The 18,773-nt window shown below is 37.2% G+C and carries 13 protein-coding genes; 3 read left to right on the top strand and 10 right to left on the bottom strand.

Annotation, left to right across the window (positions count from 1 at the left end):
- Positions 1-20: 20 nt before the first annotated feature.
- From B154_RS0121860 to B154_RS0121870, 3 genes are all read right to left on the bottom strand, one after another.
- Positions 21-2,768, bottom strand: a complete 2,748-nt coding sequence (locus tag B154_RS0121860) for a PQQ-dependent sugar dehydrogenase (protein ID WP_018616494.1) — start codon at positions 2,766-2,768, stop codon at positions 21-23.
- A gap of 820 nt (positions 2,769-3,588) precedes the next feature.
- A complete protein-coding gene (locus B154_RS0121865) occupies positions 3,589-4,773 on the bottom strand; it encodes an FG-GAP repeat domain-containing protein (RefSeq protein ID WP_026260356.1) in 1,185 nt (394 codons plus the stop codon).
- Positions 4,774-4,906: 133 nt separating this feature from the next.
- Positions 4,907-7,885 (bottom strand): family 78 glycoside hydrolase catalytic domain, encoded by a 2,979-nt coding sequence (locus tag B154_RS0121870; RefSeq protein WP_018616496.1) that lies wholly within the window; start codon positions 7,883-7,885, stop codon positions 4,907-4,909.
- A gap of 415 nt (positions 7,886-8,300) precedes the next feature.
- On the opposite strand from B154_RS0121870, the gene B154_RS0121875 reads away from it, so the two are divergent.
- Positions 8,301-9,140, top strand: coding sequence for a type 1 glutamine amidotransferase (locus B154_RS0121875; protein WP_018616497.1), 840 nt, complete (start codon positions 8,301-8,303; stop codon positions 9,138-9,140).
- A gap of 81 nt (positions 9,141-9,221) precedes the next feature.
- Positions 9,222-10,418, top strand: coding sequence for an ATP-grasp domain-containing protein (locus B154_RS0121880; RefSeq protein ID WP_018616498.1), 1,197 nt, complete (start codon positions 9,222-9,224; stop codon positions 10,416-10,418).
- Positions 10,419-10,442: 24 nt separating this feature from the next.
- Here B154_RS0121880 and B154_RS29455 read toward each other — a convergent pair whose 3' ends face one another.
- The 6 genes from B154_RS29455 to B154_RS0121915 form a co-directional block, all read right to left on the bottom strand.
- Positions 10,443-10,931: a TlpA family protein disulfide reductase gene (locus B154_RS29455; protein WP_018616499.1), complete on the bottom strand. Its 489-nt coding sequence runs from the start codon at positions 10,929-10,931 to the stop codon at positions 10,443-10,445.
- Between the two features lie 241 nt (positions 10,932-11,172).
- Positions 11,173-11,712, bottom strand: coding sequence for a helix-turn-helix domain-containing protein (locus B154_RS0121895; protein ID WP_018616501.1), 540 nt, complete (start codon positions 11,710-11,712; stop codon positions 11,173-11,175).
- A gap of 34 nt (positions 11,713-11,746) precedes the next feature.
- Positions 11,747-12,814 (bottom strand): hypothetical protein, encoded by a 1,068-nt coding sequence (locus tag B154_RS0121900; protein ID WP_018616502.1) that lies wholly within the window; start codon positions 12,812-12,814, stop codon positions 11,747-11,749.
- A 95-nt stretch (positions 12,815-12,909) separates the two neighbouring features.
- Entirely contained in the window at positions 12,910-13,269 is a 360-nt protein-coding gene (locus B154_RS29460) for a DUF6799 domain-containing protein (RefSeq protein WP_018616503.1), read from the bottom strand.
- Between the two features lie 156 nt (positions 13,270-13,425).
- Entirely contained in the window at positions 13,426-16,050 is a 2,625-nt protein-coding gene (locus tag B154_RS0121910) for an MGH1-like glycoside hydrolase domain-containing protein (protein WP_018616504.1), read from the bottom strand.
- Positions 16,051-16,142: 92 nt separating this feature from the next.
- Positions 16,143-16,835 (bottom strand): DUF1345 domain-containing protein, encoded by a 693-nt coding sequence (locus B154_RS0121915; protein ID WP_026260357.1) that lies wholly within the window; start codon positions 16,833-16,835, stop codon positions 16,143-16,145.
- A 211-nt stretch (positions 16,836-17,046) separates the two neighbouring features.
- Here B154_RS0121915 and B154_RS0121920 point away from each other — a divergent pair, with 211 nt between their 5' ends.
- Positions 17,047-17,706, top strand: a complete 660-nt coding sequence (locus B154_RS0121920; RefSeq protein WP_018616507.1) for an HAD family hydrolase — start codon at positions 17,047-17,049, stop codon at positions 17,704-17,706.
- A 132-nt stretch (positions 17,707-17,838) separates the two neighbouring features.
- Here the strand turns inward: B154_RS0121920 and B154_RS0121925 are convergent, their stop codons facing one another.
- Positions 17,839-18,420 (bottom strand): RNA polymerase sigma factor, encoded by a 582-nt coding sequence (locus B154_RS0121925; RefSeq protein WP_018616508.1) that lies wholly within the window; start codon positions 18,418-18,420, stop codon positions 17,839-17,841.
- Positions 18,421-18,773: the final 353 nt, after the last annotated feature.

Raw genomic sequence — 18,773 nt, forward strand, 5'->3', positions numbered from 1 at the left:
AGATATTAAAACGCTAACACTTATTTCTTATTTACTGCTAAGGTTTTTTTACCTGAAAAAATAGTATCCTGCGCATTACCTCCGGATTTCAAATAAGCCAATAAGTCTCTTAACTCTTCAGGATTTAACCTGTTTATCAACCCGGGAAGCATTGGAGATACATCAGATAGTTTTGTCCGCGCTACATCTTTCTTCAGCACTTCTCTTGTCGTTTGGGGTGAGAAAGGGTTTTGAGAAATAACGTATTTATCATTGTCCTGGCTGATCATTCTACCTACAACCGATCCACCCTCTTTAAGGTAAAATACGGTAGCTCCATATTGATCTGAAATGGTCTTATTTGGATGGATGATTGCTTCGAGCATATCATTATAAGAAAAACGAGTACCTAACTGGGTAAGATCAGGACCTGCAACGCCGCCTTCACCTTTCATAGTGTGACATGAAATACACAGTGAAGATGCAAACATTGCTTTTCCGCTTTCGAAATTTCTATTTGTAATACCGCTATCAACAACCTTCATAGCTTCCTCTACAGTCCAATTTCTTCCCGGTCCTTTTGGCTGAATGGTTGAGTTAGCAAGGTAGGTACCGTTTTGACCCACTAAAGAATCACCTGAAACAGTGTTATAGTGAGCAAACTGATCTTTAGGAACATTAGCAAGGGCATTTTTACGAGCCAAATTAACAAAGCCGATAAAACTGTGGCCTCCCTTATACTCAAATGCGGTGTAGAACCATTTAAAATATTTATCCTGAAGCTCAGGTGTCCATCCTGTTTTAGCCTGGCTTAATACTGTTGCATAGTAAGTCTGCTGTGCAGGAGGAACTTTTGAAAGCATTCCGGCAATATCAAGTCCATATTGAGGATTTCTAAGTATGAGGTCTGAAGATTGAGTAAGCGTACTTTGATTTGTATTATCGTCTTTTGCTGTGGCAAGTAAATTCATTGTTTTTTCTACAGCCTGAGGTGCGCCAATATAAACGAGAACTTTACTTAATTCGCGATTCAGTTCATTTGTTTTTGCAGGGTACTGCGGATTAAGGTATGCAGATACAGCAGCAAGTTCTGCCGCATCAGGCTTACCCATGCGGGCAAAAATCAGCTCAAAGGCCCTGGCAAGATCAACCTGCTGTGCATCTGAAAGCTTAGAAAAATCAATACTCGTAAGAGCCTTTGTCAACTGGCTTTTTACAGCAGGATTCCCGGTGCGTGCAAGGGCAATCGCAGCCTGAGTTAAAATGACGGGATCTTTTTCATTTAAAGCCCTATCCTGCCATTGGTTTACCGGCTGATTTTCGATAGCAACACGTGCAGCAAAACGGATAAATCTATCGCTATTATTTAAATAGGGCCATGCAAAATCAACTGCTCCGGCTTTCGCTCCGCCATGGTATGATTCAAGTTTTCTACGGATATTTACCTGGTCATTAGGTTCTGTAGCTGCCAAAGCTTGAGTATTATCAGCATTGTCTTTATAATAAACACGGTAAAGATCAGATTCGAGTTTGCGGCCGCCAGTTAAAAAATACATAGCGCCATCAGGACCTATTACGCCATCGGTAAGAGGCAAAGGTGAACCAGAAACAAACTCTTCTCCTTTTGCTTTATATGAAGCTCCTTCACGGTCAAGGTTTATTGCATAAATAATTCCAAAGCTCCAGTCAAAAGCAAACAAAGAGTTTTTGTATTTGTCAGGAAAATGAGCAGTTTCTCCATTGAAAAAACTGGTAGGAGACCCCTGGCCAACATTTACAACAGGCGGCAGGTTGTCCGGGTAAGCCGGTGACCATTTTTCTGTACCCGGGCGCCATCCAAATTCACTTCCACTTGTTACATGACATATTCTTGTAGGGCGATACCAAGGAAGTCCGAAATCCCATTCCATATCTGAGTCATAAGCAAACATTTCGCCTTCGCGGTTAAAAGTCAGATCGAAAGGATTACGGAAACCTGAACTGATCAGTTCCCAATTATTTCCTGTTGAGTCCATATGAGCTATCCAGCCTCCATGATTTCCCACCGTGTTATCATGACCGTTAGGGTCCCTGATTAATGGCATTAGGTTATCGATCTGGCCATAAGACGCACTTCTGTAAGAATCCATTTTAGGGATATCAGTAAAGTTTCCCGCTATTATATAGATGGATTTTTTATCAGGAGACAAAACAGGGTTATGTGGTCCATGCTCGCCCTCTCCTTTTAAGGCTTTGATCAAAGTGATCTTATCATATTGGTCATCATGGTTCATATCCTGCAGACGGTAAAGGCCACTTCTTCTTTCGAGCGTAGTATCGCCTTCGTCGTTTACCATTACATAAAGGCTGTTAAAAGCATACAGTAAACCATGTGCAAAACCGATTTTCATTTTGGCGGTATCACCTGCTACCTGTATATCGAGTTTTTGAACCTGCACTTTAGCTGTGTTGGTATCTGAGCCTACAGGAGGTATGGTAATACGATACAAACCGCCGTACTGATCACACGTTATCATTCTCCCCTTGTCGTCAAAAGTCATAGCTACCCAAGAGCCCTGGTCATGCTCGCCAGGACTATATAAATGATCGGCATGAAAACCTGATGGCAGTTTTAACTTAGCAATTTTAGGATCCTTTGAAACTTCTGTATCAGTATTTTCATTTTTAGCATTGTTGCATGAAAAGGAAATAAGGACAGAAATTGTCACGGCTAACATCACCGCTTGTTTTTTCCCCATAAAAAAACTTTGTAAAGATCTTGTTCCCATAGCAATTCGTTTTCTACTCATAGTATTCTTTTTAGTTGATTTTCTTCAAATCTCTGTAAAATCCAACCCTTCAATGCTGTTGTTATGCAAGCAGTGAAATGGGGATGTAAATTGAAAGTTGCGCAGGTAATAATGTCATAGGATAATTATAATCCCATTGTTTTCTTAATAGCAGTTGCCCTATTGAGAATCATATTATTTCCAAAGTAATTTTAACTATACAGAAATTTGAAATATTTGCTGTTTTTTAAGTTCCATTTATTCAATAAACAATTAAAAGTATAGCGTTTTAGCTAAAGGTTTTTGTAGGTGACTATTAACAAGTTGCCAGGCATATATAAATTTAAATCTTGCCTGTTTTAAGCAATTACAGTAACCTATTATTCATTATCGTTCCAGAAGATGTGCACAAAAAATGCGAAAGCAAATTAAATACGGAACTCTTTTCAAATGAGATCGCAACATATTTAATTGAGGACGTCAATTTTTTCATACAGCAATCGTTTTAAATTTTTATAAACTTATATACTCCGTTTTGTTCAGCTGTCCTGAACTATCCTGCTATAGCTGCTCAACATCTCACGAATATAAAGGTTGAAATAACATAAGTATGCATACAACTATTACTAACATGTATAATTCCTTTATACTTCTTATCCAATTTATTACGAATTTAAACCTTGTTTTAATTAAGTAATTTTTGATTACGATTTTAAGCAGGTTAGCAGCGGTCTTTCAAACTCGCCATCTACACACAGCAACACCCTTTCCGTTGCTAATTTAAAAAGATCAATTGATTTAATAATCAAACAATTTCAATCATAGAAAGATTCTTCTAAGATTATTCATACCCCTTATTATAAAATATATACAGGCCGTCTTTACCTGCTACAACAATATCCTTTCTTCCAGATCCTGTTAAGTCACTCACGCCAAAATATATACCTAATCCCTTGCCTTCTCCAAGTACCCCGTAGCTAACAACCTGCTTTGTAAAGGAGTCGCCGTTCCACTTATAATAATAAATGCCAACCGGATCATTTCCGCCCGGATCGTTTCCATTATGAGCACGATAGCGCTTTCCTGTAACCAATTCTTCCTTTCCATCTCCGTCAAGGTCAAGCCATTGCATGGCATGAAATTGAGAATTATAAGGATCGATCATATGTTTTACCCACGATGTCGTTTTCGTCTTTTTATCCTTTTTTTGTTCATACCAGTCTAACCCATAGTCATGCGCCTGTCCTACAATGATATCGGAGATACCATCTTTATTTATATCAGCAACAATTATTGGAACACTGGATGTACCAAGAGTGAAGTCGGGGTGAAAAGTCCAGGTATCTGTGAAAACGTTTTTAGGTGCTTCAAGCCAACCTGTATTAAGAATAAAATCGCCCCGGCCATCGCCATTTATATCACCAAAGCCTAAACCATGACCTTGTTTCTCATTCCTGATTTTATAATGTTCAAAAGCATCGGCTCCTCTTCTCCCGCTATCCTTTTTAAGTCGGTAAATAACTAAAGGATCATTTGGCGTGTTAGGTATTATTTCTGGTATACCATCTCCGTCAACATCCCATGCACGGGTAGTTTCAACATTACCTGGCTCTGCTATTACATGTTCCTTCCATTCATTATCATTACCCGGGTTTTCTTTCCAGATCAGCGTTTTGCCAAACCAACCGCCTGTTATAAAATCAAGACGGCCGTCGCCATTAATATCAAGAGGTATAGTAGAAAAATCATCCCAGTATTCACCGTATTGTTTTCCGGCGCCGATGTAATGTCTCTTTACATACCCTGGGCCCTCGTACCAGAACGATCCTGAAACTATGTCAGGAATTTTATCATTGTTCACATCAAACACTTCAGCCGATTCGAAACTTTCAGAAGCAATTTGTCTTTTAATAAACTTTAAAGGCTTAATTACATTTTTATGAACAGCATTTTCAGGCTGTGCAAAACCGCTAATAACTATAAACGAAAAAACAAAAAAAATCATTAAAAATCTATATCTACTCATGAATAAAGAATTTTATACTTAATATAATACCAAGGAAATCCACTCTGTTTCACGGTTATCCTGCGTGTTCTGGTATCGTAAGTTTAATACCTCAATACATTTGTATTGATGAGCATAAACATTACGTCAACGCCTACTGCTTCTCGCCTTCGAAAGTCATTCCTAAGGCTCCCATTTTTACTTTTGTTACCTTCCCCTGAGCATCACGCATAAATGTAGTTATTGAACCATCCGGACTGGTAAATTGATCTTTTGCATCTTTCACAGGTTCCAATTCGCCATTGTTGTTAAAGACAACTAACATCAATTTTCCATTTTGCATTTTCACTTCAATCATTTTCACCATGCCGCCTTCCACTTTATATTTACCAACATATTCACCCAGGTTTATCGCTGCATTTGTATCTGCAGATTTTGTTGCGCTGAAATGATAATCCCCCGAACCCAATTCTAGTACTACGTACCCATCTTCAGCACCTGACATTCGTATACCTTTAAAAGAAAGTGCTCCACCGCTTTCAGTTATTGCGTTAGCATCCTTAGCAGGCACGTAGACTGTTGCTACAGTGTTCACAGGTATCTCAACATCCATTAGTATTCGATCATTCTCCACCTTCCATCCGCTACTTAGCTGGCCATAATAGGTTTGCAGTGTGGCTGACGCATTAGTAAAACCTCCTCCCAGATGCGGTTTTACTTTGATGTGTTTATAGCCGACTCCATCTTCATACGTATCTAACCCGACCATTGTGCGGTACATCCAATCGCCAATAGCGCCATAAGAATAGTGATTATAAGAATTCATAGAAGGTGTTTCAAATGTACTGTCCGGCTTAATGCCGTCCCATCTTTCCCAAATAGTCGTTGCCCCCATCTTTACAGGATATAGCCAGGAAGGATATGTTTGCTGCAGAAGTAATTTATATGCAACATCATTATAACCAAAACGTGTTAATACATGACAGAGATAGGGTGTGCCAAGAAAGCCGGTAGTTAAATGATTGCCGTAACTTTTTACATTATCGGCCAACCTTTTTGCAGCTTGTTGCCTTAATGTTTCCGGCAGCATATCAAAATTTAATGCAAGTACATAAGCTGTTTGGGTGCCCGAAACGAGCCTGCCATTGGGGGTCAGGTATTCCTTTAAATACGCGTCTTTAATTTTTTTTAGTAAATCCGAATAACTGTCCTCATCTTCTTTTTTACCCAATACTTTAGCAGCATTAATTAATAATTGTGTCGAATGTGCATAAAAGCATTGAGCAATTAAATATTTATCTGTAACAGCTGCTCTTCCATCATTATCATCTTCCGGACGGTAAAATAGCCAATCACCAAAATGAAACCCGGTGTTCCACAGATTGTTATTTGTATTTTTTCTGATGCTTTCTACATAAGCTTTCATGCTGCTGTACTGGTCTTCAAGTATCTTTTTATCTCCGTAAGCGAGATACATGTTCCAGGGAACTATGGTTGCTACATCTGCCCATCCCGCACTGTTAATTGCGGGGCCTAAAACATTTGGAACAACAAAAGGAACAACTCCGTTCTGTTGTTCTGCCGCCACATCTTTCATCCATTTAGCAAAAAAGTCATTTACATTCATATTGAAAGAGGCAGTGCGCGAAAAAACCTGGGCATCGCCTGTCCAGCCAAGCCTTTCATCACGTTGAGGGCAATCGGTAGGTACGTCTAAGAAGTTGCCCTTCTGACCCCATTGAATATTATGCTGTAATTGATTAACGAGTGCATTAGAAGAAGTAAAAGTTCCTGTAGGCTTCATATCTGAGTATAAGGCAACAGCAGTAAAGTTCTCGGGTTTCAATTCACCCGGGTAGCCTTCAACTTTTACAAACTGGAACCCATGCCAGGTAAAATGAGGTTCAAATGTTTCTTCTGTACCACCTTTTAAAATATATTGATCCTGAGATTTTGCTGCACGTAAATTAGCGGTATAAAAATTTCCTTGCTTGTCTAAAACTTCAGCATGTGAAATTGTGATTTTATCGCCGGCCTTTCCTTTTACTTTTAAAACTACCCAGCCCACAAGATTTTGTCCGAAGTCAATTACTTTTTCTCCTCGCGGTGTAGTAAATATTCTTACAGGTTTAAATGTTTCATGCTTTCTAACCGGTTCGTTATAAGTTGCCAATAAAACATTCATAGGATGTTTAACGACTTTAACTCCGCTCCATTTTGTATCGTTATAACCTGGCAATGACCAGCCCGTTTTATTCATGCCTGCGTTAATGGTTTCACCGTTGTAAATTTCGGAGTAACGAATAGCGCCGGTTGATGATTTCCATGTATCATCTGAAGCAATAGTTCCTGTCGAGCCATCGCTGTAAGTAATGTTAAGCTGAAAAAGTAAGGCGATATCTTTTCCATATACATTTATGTTGTTGGTAAAACCTATAACGCCCCTGTACCAGCCGCTGCCAAGTGTAACTGCAATAGCGTTTGACCCATTTTTCACAAGGTCGGTCACGTCGTAAGTCTGGTATTGTAAACGCTTTTTGTAAGCTGTCCAACCGGGTGTCAGGTAAGCATCTCCGATACGTTTTCCATTGATCTGCGCTTCATATAAACCGTGTGAAGTAATATAAGCAACTGCTGATATAATTTTTTTATTGGCGGCAAATTCTTTTCTAAACATTGGGCTGGGACGCATTATAGTATCTTCAGCATAGCCAGGCTCTATCCATTGGGCTTTCCAGTCTGTAGTATCAAATAACGCCGTTTGCCAAAACGCGGCATCACTCCATTCAGAAGACTTCTTATTATTATCCCACACCCTTACCTGCCAGTAATATCTGCTCCCACTTTTAAGAGCATTACCTTTATAAGCTACTTGCACCGATTGGTCTGATTCGACTTTACCTGAACTCCAGTCCTCACCCTTCATATTTGGCGAGGATGATACTTTTATTTCGTAAGCTGTTTGTTTTACATTTCTGTCATTTGATAAAAGCTGCCAGCTAAGCCGCGGTTCTCGCACATCAAGACCAACAGGGTTTGTGCGGTTTTCAGTAAGCAGATTTTGAACCTTGACCTGTGAAAAAGAAATAACTATTGATAAATTAGTTAGTAAGAAAAACAGCGTTTTTTTCAATGTTGCAAATTTTTAAAGAATACAAGTTCAGTTTCTTTAATTAGCCTTTTATAAATAAATAATTTCAAGTACAAACCCGGTTAAACCCTTAATACCTAATTATACGTGAAACAAAAAAAGTGCATTGTATAACAATAAACGACGACGTAGTGTGTGAGGAATAATTATAAATATTCATAAGCAGGCATTTATTAATCGTTAGTGGTAAAGGGTACAATTTAAATGTTTCCGTTTGTCTAAAAAAATTACCGTGACTAATCATAGTCAGTAAATTTTCTTAAGAAGATAAAGCTAGCAGACATCTGTATAACAACTGTTATGAACTGTCATGGTTTCATTTAAAGTAATCATAGCAATTTTGTTTTAACCTCACCTAAGCAATCTCTTTATATCAAATGACGTAATTTTGCAACGTATGAATTGGAATGAAAAAAATAAATATAAAATCGCTATCCTTGATTTGAATGACGGGTTTGAGAACCAGGGCATGCGTTGTCTGCGCGATATTACAAAGAAATGGAGCGAGGAAAATGATTATAGTATAACAGTAGAGGAATTTAATGTAAGGGAAAAACATGAAGTTCCGGGAACGGATTTCGATATATATATTTCTTCCGGCGGACCTGGCTCACCTTTAGATAGCAAAGAAACCGAATGGGAAAAGCATTACTTTAAGTGGTTGCAAAAAATAGAAAAATGGAATAACGACGAAAGTAATTTTCAGAAAAAACATGTTTTTTTTATTTGCCACAGTTTTCAGTTAGTATGCCGGCATTACAATGTTGCAAATGTCAACAAACGAAAGTCAACTTCTTTTGGTGTTTTCCCAATACATCTGATGCAGGATGGAAGTGAGGAAACTGTTTTCGAGGGATTGCAAAATCCTTTTTATGCTGTAGACAGCAGAGATTACCAGGTAACTGCACCTGACCATGAAAAGATTCGTGAGATGGGAGGAAAAATTCTGGCGCTTGAAAAAGAACGGCCACATGTGCCATTTGAAAGAGCAATTATGGCTATGCGCTTCAACAATTACTTTATTGGTACACAATTTCATCCCGAAGCTGATGCCTGTGGAATGACTTTACATTTACTAAAAGAAGACAAAAAGAAAATTGTGATAGAAAATCATGGAGAGGAAAAATGGAAAAGCATGATAGAACACCTGAACGACCCTGATAAAATTGTACTTACCTATAATCATGTTTTACCTAACTTTCTTAATCATGCAGTTAGTAATTTAGTAGCCGCATAAAAAGTTTTAAGCTATTTATACAAATCCCTCTCATTCTATGAAAGGGATTTTTTACTTTACATAAGTATCAAAACTGCTGACATGGTTGAGACAATAAGAAATACCTTTAATAGTTCTTTCACTGACGAAAAGTACCGGGAATATTTACATGAATTAAACCTGCCTCACCCTGGTCAGCTCGACTTCCCGGTTGCAGAAACTCCTGTTTTTTGCGACAAGGTTTTTACGCAGAAAATGATTGATGCGTGTGAAAGTATCGTAGATGTAATTACATCAGCAGAATTTAAAGAAGAATCGGCTAAAGCCATTCCTAAAGGATTGAATGTTCCAGGCGAAAACAAAATCTGCAACTTTATAGCTTTTGATTTTGGAATCTGCGAAAATGAAGAAGGTAATCGGGAACCACAACTCATAGAAATGCAGGGGTTTCCTACCCTTTTTGCCTTCCAGGTATGGCAGGCGGAGTGTATTCGTAACGTATTCTCAATTCCTGATAACTACGATAATTATTTAAATGGATTTAATAAGAAAAGCTATTTGCAGTTGTTAAGAGAAATCATTCTTGGTACTTATGAAGCAGAAAATGTCATCCTGCTCGAGATTTTTCCCAAGAAGCAAAAGACCCGGATTGACTTCTTTTTCACAGAAGATTATACGGGCATTAAACAGGTTTGTATAACCGAAATAATTAAAAAAGGAAGAAAGCTTTACTATTTAAATGATGGTAAAGAGACAGAAGTAAAAAGGATATACAACCGTATTATTTTTGATGAGCTGCAACAGCAATCGCCTGAAGTGCAGGAAAAAGGAAAAGTTTTACTGGAAGATGTAGACGTAGAATGGGTGCCTCACCCAAACTGGTTCTTTCGTATCAGCAAATACACACTTCCTTTTATCAAAAATAAATACATACCCGAAACACGTTTTTTAAGCGATATAAAACATATTCCTGCTGACCTGGAAAATTATGTGCTTAAGCCTTTGTTTTCCTTTGCGGGCCAAGGTGTGGTGATTGACGTAACGAAAGAAGATATTGAAAAAGTCACCGATGCCGAAAACTGGATATTGCAACGTAAAGTAAAATATGCTGAAGCCATTACAACACCAGATGGACCCGCAAAAGCAGAAATACGAATTTTTTATTTCTGGAAAGATGGTAAAGCTCGTCCAATTGCAACCAATAACCTGGCGCGTATAAGTAAAGGAAAAATGATAGGTGTGCGCTATAACAAAGATAAAACCTGGGTAGGGGGCACTCTTGCTTTTTTTGAAAAGTAAATTGCCGGGTTCTTGCTTACTGTCCTATAACAATTTTTTTAGCCATTTTTCCAATTCGTCTTTTTCAGGAGAAGCTGCAACAATTTTTCCTTGCTTATCAATTAAAAAAGTAGAAGGAATATATTGTAGATTCCAAGTTTGCGTTAGCTCATTTCCATATCCCGCTTTGGTGTCTATTACCTGAAGCCAGTTTATTTTATCCTGCTTTACCGCATTTTCCCATGCGCGTTTGTTTTCATCAATAGAAACTCCATAAACCTCAAATCCTTTGTCTTTGTATTGATTATACACTGCCAAAGTGTGACCATTGCTTCTACGGCAAGGGCCGCACCAGGATGCCCAAAAGTCGAGAAGAACTACTTTTCCCTGTAAAGAAGAAAGTTTAATAACCTGTCCATTAGCATCAGGAAGTGAAATATCAGGAGCCTTACTACCTATTGGAGGCTGGGAATAAACAGATGCACTTATAAACATCAAGGCAAGGGGCACAAAAAAATGTTTAATAAAACTCATATGAAAGTACTTTTTACAACCGAAATCTATATGTATACTAATTGGATCTACAACACCTCGAAAATAATAATTAAACTGAGCACTTGTGTTATTAAAATTGAAAATTGGTATTTTTTTACCACTCCAATTATAATTAATTCTAAAACATTTGTTGTTACTAAAAATGAATTCGACAACTATTTTGTATTCTAATTACCTGAAAATAATTAGAATACGTTTTCTGCAAACGAATATTGTCTTGTCAAACCTTATCCAGCGATTTTCTTTTGTTTTGTCCAACCTGCTTAAAATGACTTGGAGTAAGCCCGGTTACTTTTTTAAATTGCGTGGAAAGATGAGCAACACTGCTATACCCCAATTTATAGGCAATTTCACTTAAGCTCAGCTCGTCATAAATCAATAACTCTTTTACCTTTTCAATTTTTTGATTGATCATAAATTTTTCAATAGTAACGCCTTCCACTTCAGAAAATAAATTGCTCAGGTAAGAATAATCTTTATGCAGTGATCTCGAAAGAATTTCTGAAAAGTTGTAGTGGCTCTCATCTTCGTTATAATGTACGTACTGAATGACGGCATTTTTAATCTTCTCTATCAGTTGTTGTTTGCTATCGTCGAGCAGTTCGAAACCGAGTGCCGATAAATTTGCGGCAAGTTGCTGTAGTTGCTCGTCAGGTATATCTTCACTTGTTTCTACCTCTCCCAAAGTAACATTGCATTCTGAGATGTTAAGCTTTCCCAATTCCTGCTTTACAACTAAAATGCAGCGGTTGCACACCATGTTTTTTATGTAGAGACGCATAGAATAATGAAAACTAGATTTTCCTGTATGTAATGTTATTATCCTGTTCCCAAACACACAAGATAGTCTTGTCTGCAAGAACGATGCTTTTTAAAAACTTACCTTTTCCCACAACTATCTCTTTATTTTGAGGAAGGTCGGCTATTTTCAAATCTTCTCCTTGCTGATAAGAACAGATCGTTTTACCGTTTTGGCTTGTAATACTGCAACTTCTTCCTTTACCGGTAACAACTTCCTTGCTGCCCGGTGTTGAGTAATATACTGTACCTTCTCTTTGCCACGAAGTTCGCACTACATTATTGGCGTCTATGGTAATGCCTCCACCATCCATAGGACAACCGTTTAATTGCCATGTACCTGTGCCTAGTTTTTCTGCGTTGGCAAATGTTTTTCCACTATTTACAGATTGAACACAATAAAGGTCGCGTGAACCATTTAACCAGTTTCTAAACATAATGGCTACATGAGAACCATTTACAGCAATATTTGGTTTACAACATTCACAGGTATGTTCGTCGGGAGATTGATAAACTAATTTATTGTCAGACCACGTACCTTTCGAAGCTGATAAAGAAGAAAAGTAGATGTTATTTCTATTATTTAAACGTATATCAAGCCAAACCGCGTAAAAATTATCTTTATTATCTGCAGCAATACCCATCAGTCCTTCTGGCGCAGATCCTTTTTTATCATTTACTACTCCTTTATCTGTCCATTTACCATTTGCATGGTTAAGTAAAAACCAGTGTATGGCTCCATCCTTGTCAATTGCTGTCACCACAGAATAATTTGCGGACGTTGCTATTTGCGGACCACGTGTTGCTCCTAAGTGCATCTTTGGCACCTGTGCCACCAATACCTCTTTTGAGAAACCTGCTCCTCCATCTTTTGAAAAAGAATAAAAAATGCTGTCATTTCTACCAAAAACAACCCTGATTATTCCTTTAGAATCCTCGGTCACTTCAGGTTGCTTTCCTGCAGAAATGATATTTTTTTCTGTCGTTTTCCATGAAACAAAAGCAATAGCAAAAGTTACTATTGAAAAAATAATACTAATATTTTTTATTTTTTGCATATTCATACCCGTAAAGTTAATACAAGAAAAGATTCTTATAGCATAAAAAAAGAGGTTGCACTTTTTCGTACAACCTCTTCCTGTCTCCAGGTATTTCTCATTTACATCTTCATTTTTTCAGAATGTTTCATCATTTTCATTTTACTCATACGACCATCCATGTAAACACATTCTCCATTTTTTAAAGTCATAGTTTTACCATCCTTCATTTTAACTGTACCGTCTTTCATAACCATTGTACCATTTTTCATCGTCATATCGTTGTCCATAGCCATAGTTTCACCATTTTTCATTACCATCATCTTGCCGTCTTCCATCATAACACAATCTTTCATTTTCATCGATCCTTTTTCCATCTTTCCTGTATGCTCCATCTTTTCCATCTTTTTGTCCTTATCAGTTTGGGCAAAAAGTCCTGTACATAAAGTGGAGGCTACGATAACAATAAACAGTTTTTTCATAATGACAATTTTTAGTAATAATAACAGGTAATGCTATTATTGGTTTTTTAAGAATTTATTTAAGAAAGATACGAAAAATATAAAAACTGGGTTTGAATGTTTATATAATTATTTAAAATCTCTGCCGTGAGAAAAGGCAGTTGTATGCACTGTTCTTTATTCAACAATCCTGATAAGGTCTGTTACAAGAGCAGTCCACCCTGTTTGGTGGCTCGCGCCTAAACCTCTGGCATTATCTCCATGAAAATATTCGTGAAATAAGAGCAAATCTTTATTTTCAGGTTTTTCGTAAAACCAATTATATGAATCATACAAGGGTTTGCTGCCGCTTTCGTCTTTTCTAAAAATATCTATAACCCGGTTTATCAGCAATATTGCCACATCATGTAAGTTCAAATAAGTTCCCGAACCGGTAGGACATTCTACTTTTAGTGTGTCTTCGTAATAGTCACCAAGCCTTTGTATAGCTTTTATAATTAAATAATTTACAGGCATCCAAACTGGCCCGCGCCAATTAGAGTTGCCGCCGAATAACCGCGAGGTAGAATCGCCGGGGTCATATTCAACTGTAAAAGTAGTTCCATCAATCTTTACCGTATACGGGTTTTGCTGGTAGTATTTTGATAAGGCTCTTATTCCACCTTTTGACAAAAACTCGGATTCGTCTAATAATTTATTCAATACTTTCAGCAGCCGCTCCTTATTTACCATCGATAACAATATTGCCTCTTTTTCGCTTTTGTAAACATTGGGCAAATACTTATTGTTGGCTCTTCTATAACTGATAAACCAGTCCATTCTTTTTTTGAAATCATTAAGCTTGTCTATTTGCTCGGCGCTGATGACGGAGACCGCAAATAATGGTATCACGCCTACAATAGACCTGACTTTAAGAGGTATCCCATACGAGTTATGGCATGAAAGAACATCATAGAAAAAGTTATCTTCTTCATTCCATAAACCTAATTCGTTAAGAGCTTCTGCAATCAAAACAAAGTGCTCATAAAATTTGGTGCAGGCATCTTCAAAAGCATCATCGCAAACTGCAATTTCCAATGCAATATCCATCATGCTTAGTGCATACATGCCCATCCAACTGGTGCCGTCGGCCTGCTCTAGCACATCGCCGCCAGGCAGCACACTGCTGCGGTTAAAAACTCCAATATTATCTAATCCTAAAAAACCACCTTCAAAAATATTATTGCCGTTTTTATCTTTCCGGTTTGTCCACCAGGTAAAATTTATAATAAGCTTTTGAAAAATTTGTTTCAAAAACTTCATATCTCCTTTGCCTTGTATTTCTTTTTCTCGGCGGTAGACTTGCAGCGCAGCAAAGGCATGCACGGGCGGATTGACATCGCTAAAATTCCATTCATAGGCCGGCAACTGCCCTTCAGGATTCATATACCATTCACGCATAAGCATGATCAGTTGATTTTTTGCAAACGCAGCATCTATTATAGACATTGCAATACAATGAAAAGCAGTATCCCATGCAGCGTACCAGGGATATTCCCAGGTGTCTGGCATAATGATAATGTCCTGGTTTTTCAGGTATTTCCAATTGCTGTTGCGCCCTTCCTGTCGTGATTGTGTTACCGGAGTTATTCCGTCACTTGTATTCAGCCATCTTTCAAGATCATAATGATAATATTGTTTGCTCCACAACAATCCTGCAAAAGCCTGCCGTTGTATATTGGCTATTTCAGGAGAAAGGTTTTGCGAACAAATATTGTTGTAGAATTCATCTGCTTCGTTTTTTCGCAACGTAAATATTTTTTCGAAGCCCTCTTGAAAAGGTAAAGGAGTAGATTTATTTGAAAGCCTTAGAAATATTGTTTCTGAAGCTTTACCTTTTATAGTAAAATGATATACCGGTGAAAACTTCGTACCGCTCTTCTTATCTCTCAATGCCTGTATGTTATCACCTTTTATTATAGCCTCATGAAAAGCATCTTTTACAAATGCAGTCTTATTCAGCTTCCCAAAAAGCTTTTCATTATTTGTTTCATTTTCTGTAAACAATACATCGTGAGGTGGCTGAAAATACAAATAATAATTGCCCAATTTTTCGTGAGTAGTTTTTACACTTTGCTTGCCTGTTAATTCTATTACAGGCCTTTCTTTCAAACCCCCGTATTGCCACCTGTTATAGAACCAAAGTGTTGGCAACACCGTCACAGGTGCAGCATCTTCTCCCCTGTTTACAATTTCTATTTTTATAAAAATGTCTTCACTGTTTTCTTTGGCATATTCAATAAAAACGTCAAAATATTTATTGTCGTTAAAGATGCCTGTATCTAGTATTTCATACTCTGGTTCGTGCGGGCTGCGGCTGCTATTTTTTTCAATGATATCTTCGTAAGGATAAGCGCCCTGCGGATACTTATACAAGTATTTCATGTAATAATGAGACGGCAGATTATCAAGATAATAATACAACTCCTTCACGTCTTCGCCATGATTACCTTCATGGTTTGTCAAACCAAACAAACGCTCCTTCAAAATCGGGTCTTTATGGTTCCATAACGCTACAGCAAAACACAGGTTTTGAAAATAATCAGAAATGCCGCCCAACCCATCTTCGCCCCAGCGATAAACACGGCTACGCGCATGATCGTGCGGAAAATAGTTCCAGGCATCTCCATTTTCACTGTAGTCTTCGCGAACCGTGGCCCATTGCCGCTCACTCAGGTATGGACCCCACTTCTCCAACGGCACCTCCTTTAAAGCATTTTCATCTAACCTTTGTTGTTCGGCAGTTATTTTTTTACCAGGCATTATTTGGTGTTATGATCATTAAAAAATTTGCTATTGTACTTATGGCATTTATAGCATTTCTTTTCCTGAATGATAATAATCTTTTTAAAAGGTTATTTAGAAATCATTCCTGAAATTATATTAATGCTTAAAGCCACAATCAAAGTATTGTAAACAAACGAAAGAATAGCATGCACCAGCGAGATACGACGGATCCTGCGGGAAGTTATTTGTACATCCGAAACCTGGAAAGTCATTCCCACTACAAAAGAAAAATAAGCGAAATCAAGAAAGTCAGGCTCTTTTTCTTTTGGAAAATCCAATCCTTCTCCATACGAGTCGTTATCATCATCGGTTTGTTTTCCCTCCGAATAATATTTATGAGCATATTTTAAAGTAAATAAAGTGTGAATCAAACTCCACGAGCAAAAAACCGATACGACAGAAAGTAAAATATGCCAGCTAAGTCCCTTCTTCGACTCATCAGGAATTGACTTTAAAAGAAAAATAATTGCAATAAGACCAATAAATGCAGCAACAAGAATGAATAAAAAAATAAAGGTGCCACTCCAATCCTCTTGCTTTGCAATTGATTTAACTTCTTTAGGGTGATAAGATAAAATAATTATCCAGGAAAAAATCAAATGGGAAATAGCAAATGCAATCCATGCATACATGAAAGAGACAATACCAGAAACTTTGTTTCGACTGATAAAAAATATTAAGAAAGAAACAATTAAAGAAATAATAAGCCTGATTTGCCTGCTTGCCGTAATCTTTTCGATCAGCCGGTTATATATTTTCATAAAAGTTATTGCAAACTATTTTCTTTATAAAAAAAGGTTTGAAACAGTACAAATGTAAATGTACAAAGAGTGTATTCTCTATCGTCGTTGCATAAAACGCTTAAAATTTACCTTCTCTTTTTCTTTTTTGATCTTATATGTTTTAGATAATAAAAAAGCTGGCAGGAATTTTTGAATAATTAGTTTTAATTGATTTTAAAATAAGATAACAATGAGTGAAATAAAAGCAGTGATTTTTGATCTCGACGGAACCTTGTTAGATAACAATGAAGTTCATCTTAAGGCGTGGAAAAAATATCTCAAAGACAGCGGAATGGAAATTTCGGATGAGGATTTTAAAGAAAATATCAGCGGGAGAACCAACAAAGATGCAGTCTCACACATTTACAAAAAAGATATGAAGGAGGACGAAGCGTCTAAGTATTACCTGAAAAAAGAAGAAATATACCGCAAAATGTATAAAAAAAATATTGCACCGATTGCAGGTCTTCATGAGTTTTTAGAAAACTTACATAATCATAATGTAACTATGGCTATCGCCACATCAGGAATACAGGTAAATATTGACTTTATGTTTGAGCATGTACCGATAAAAAAATATTTTAAAGAAATAATAAGCTCAGGAGACATTACAAAAGGAAAACCTGACCCGCAAATATTTACAAAGACAGCAGCAGCTTTACATATTGCGCGCGAAAACTGCATTGTATTCGAAGATTCAATGCCGGGAGTGAAGGCAGGCAAAGCTGCAGGAATGAAAGTAGTTGCACTCACTACTTCTCACAACCCCGAAGAATTGCAGGAAGCTGATATGATTATAAAAGATTATACCGAAATAACCTTTGATCGCCTTATGTCCCTTTCGCAATAAAACTGAGATGAACTTACAACTAATAGCACTTGCTTAACTAAAAAGCCTCCCGACTAAAGGAGGCTTTTTGTTTAACGATATTGAATGAACTGAAACTCTTCAGTAAAAGCGGTGCCTAGTAAATTTATTTTCTTATAATGCTATTTGTTTTTCTGCTATAATCTTTCTCATGTTTAACAAACCATAACGCATACGTCCTAAAGCTGTATTGATACTGCAATCGGTCATCTTTGCAATTTCTTTAAAACTTAAATCAGCATAATGACGTAAAACTATTACTTCTCTCTGATCGTCGGGCAACATATCCAAAACACGGCGAACAGTATCGTGGTTTTGTCCCTGTATCATTGCGTTATCTGCGCTTGCTTCCGATACATTTATCACTTCAAAAATGTCGCGGTCGTCACTGGTAGTAATAGCAGGTGTACGCTTCACTTTACGAAAATGGTCTACACAAAGATTGTGTGCGATACGCATAGCCCAGGGCAAAAACTTGCCTTCTTCGTTGTATCGGTTTGCACGCAGCGTATCAATAATTTTGATAAAAACATCCTGGAATAAATCTTCGGCCAAATACTTGTCTTTTACAAGAATGTTGATAGATGTAAAAATTTTTTCTTTGTGACGGTTTACCAAAACTTCTAAAGCGCTGTTGCTACCTTCCTGGAAAGACTTTACAAGTTGATTGTCAGATACGTGGTTAAGCGTTTTCATAGTGATTAGATTTTTTTGATGGATGTGGATATTTTTTGAATTTTTATTTGTTATCTGTAACAATTCTTTTTTTATTGTTGTCAGTAACATGTAGCAAAGAAATACAATAACTTATGTAATGTCTGCGTGATAAAGTCAAAAGGATAACCGTAAAAGACAAAATCCCAAAATCGTAATTTTTTCCAATAAATAAATCGCTCGCGATTTATGGAATTATGATAAAGGATGGGAAGAAAAAATAACATAGCTTTCTAATGCCTGCAATAAATAGAAATAAAAAAACTGTGCTTTAAAAAAGCCAAATGTTATAGAAAAAATAAACTCATCCTTATTTACGCCCGTTTAAATAAAAT

Source organism: Segetibacter koreensis DSM 18137, from assembly GCF_000374045.1.
Classification (GTDB): domain Bacteria; phylum Bacteroidota; class Bacteroidia; order Chitinophagales; family Chitinophagaceae; genus Segetibacter; species Segetibacter koreensis.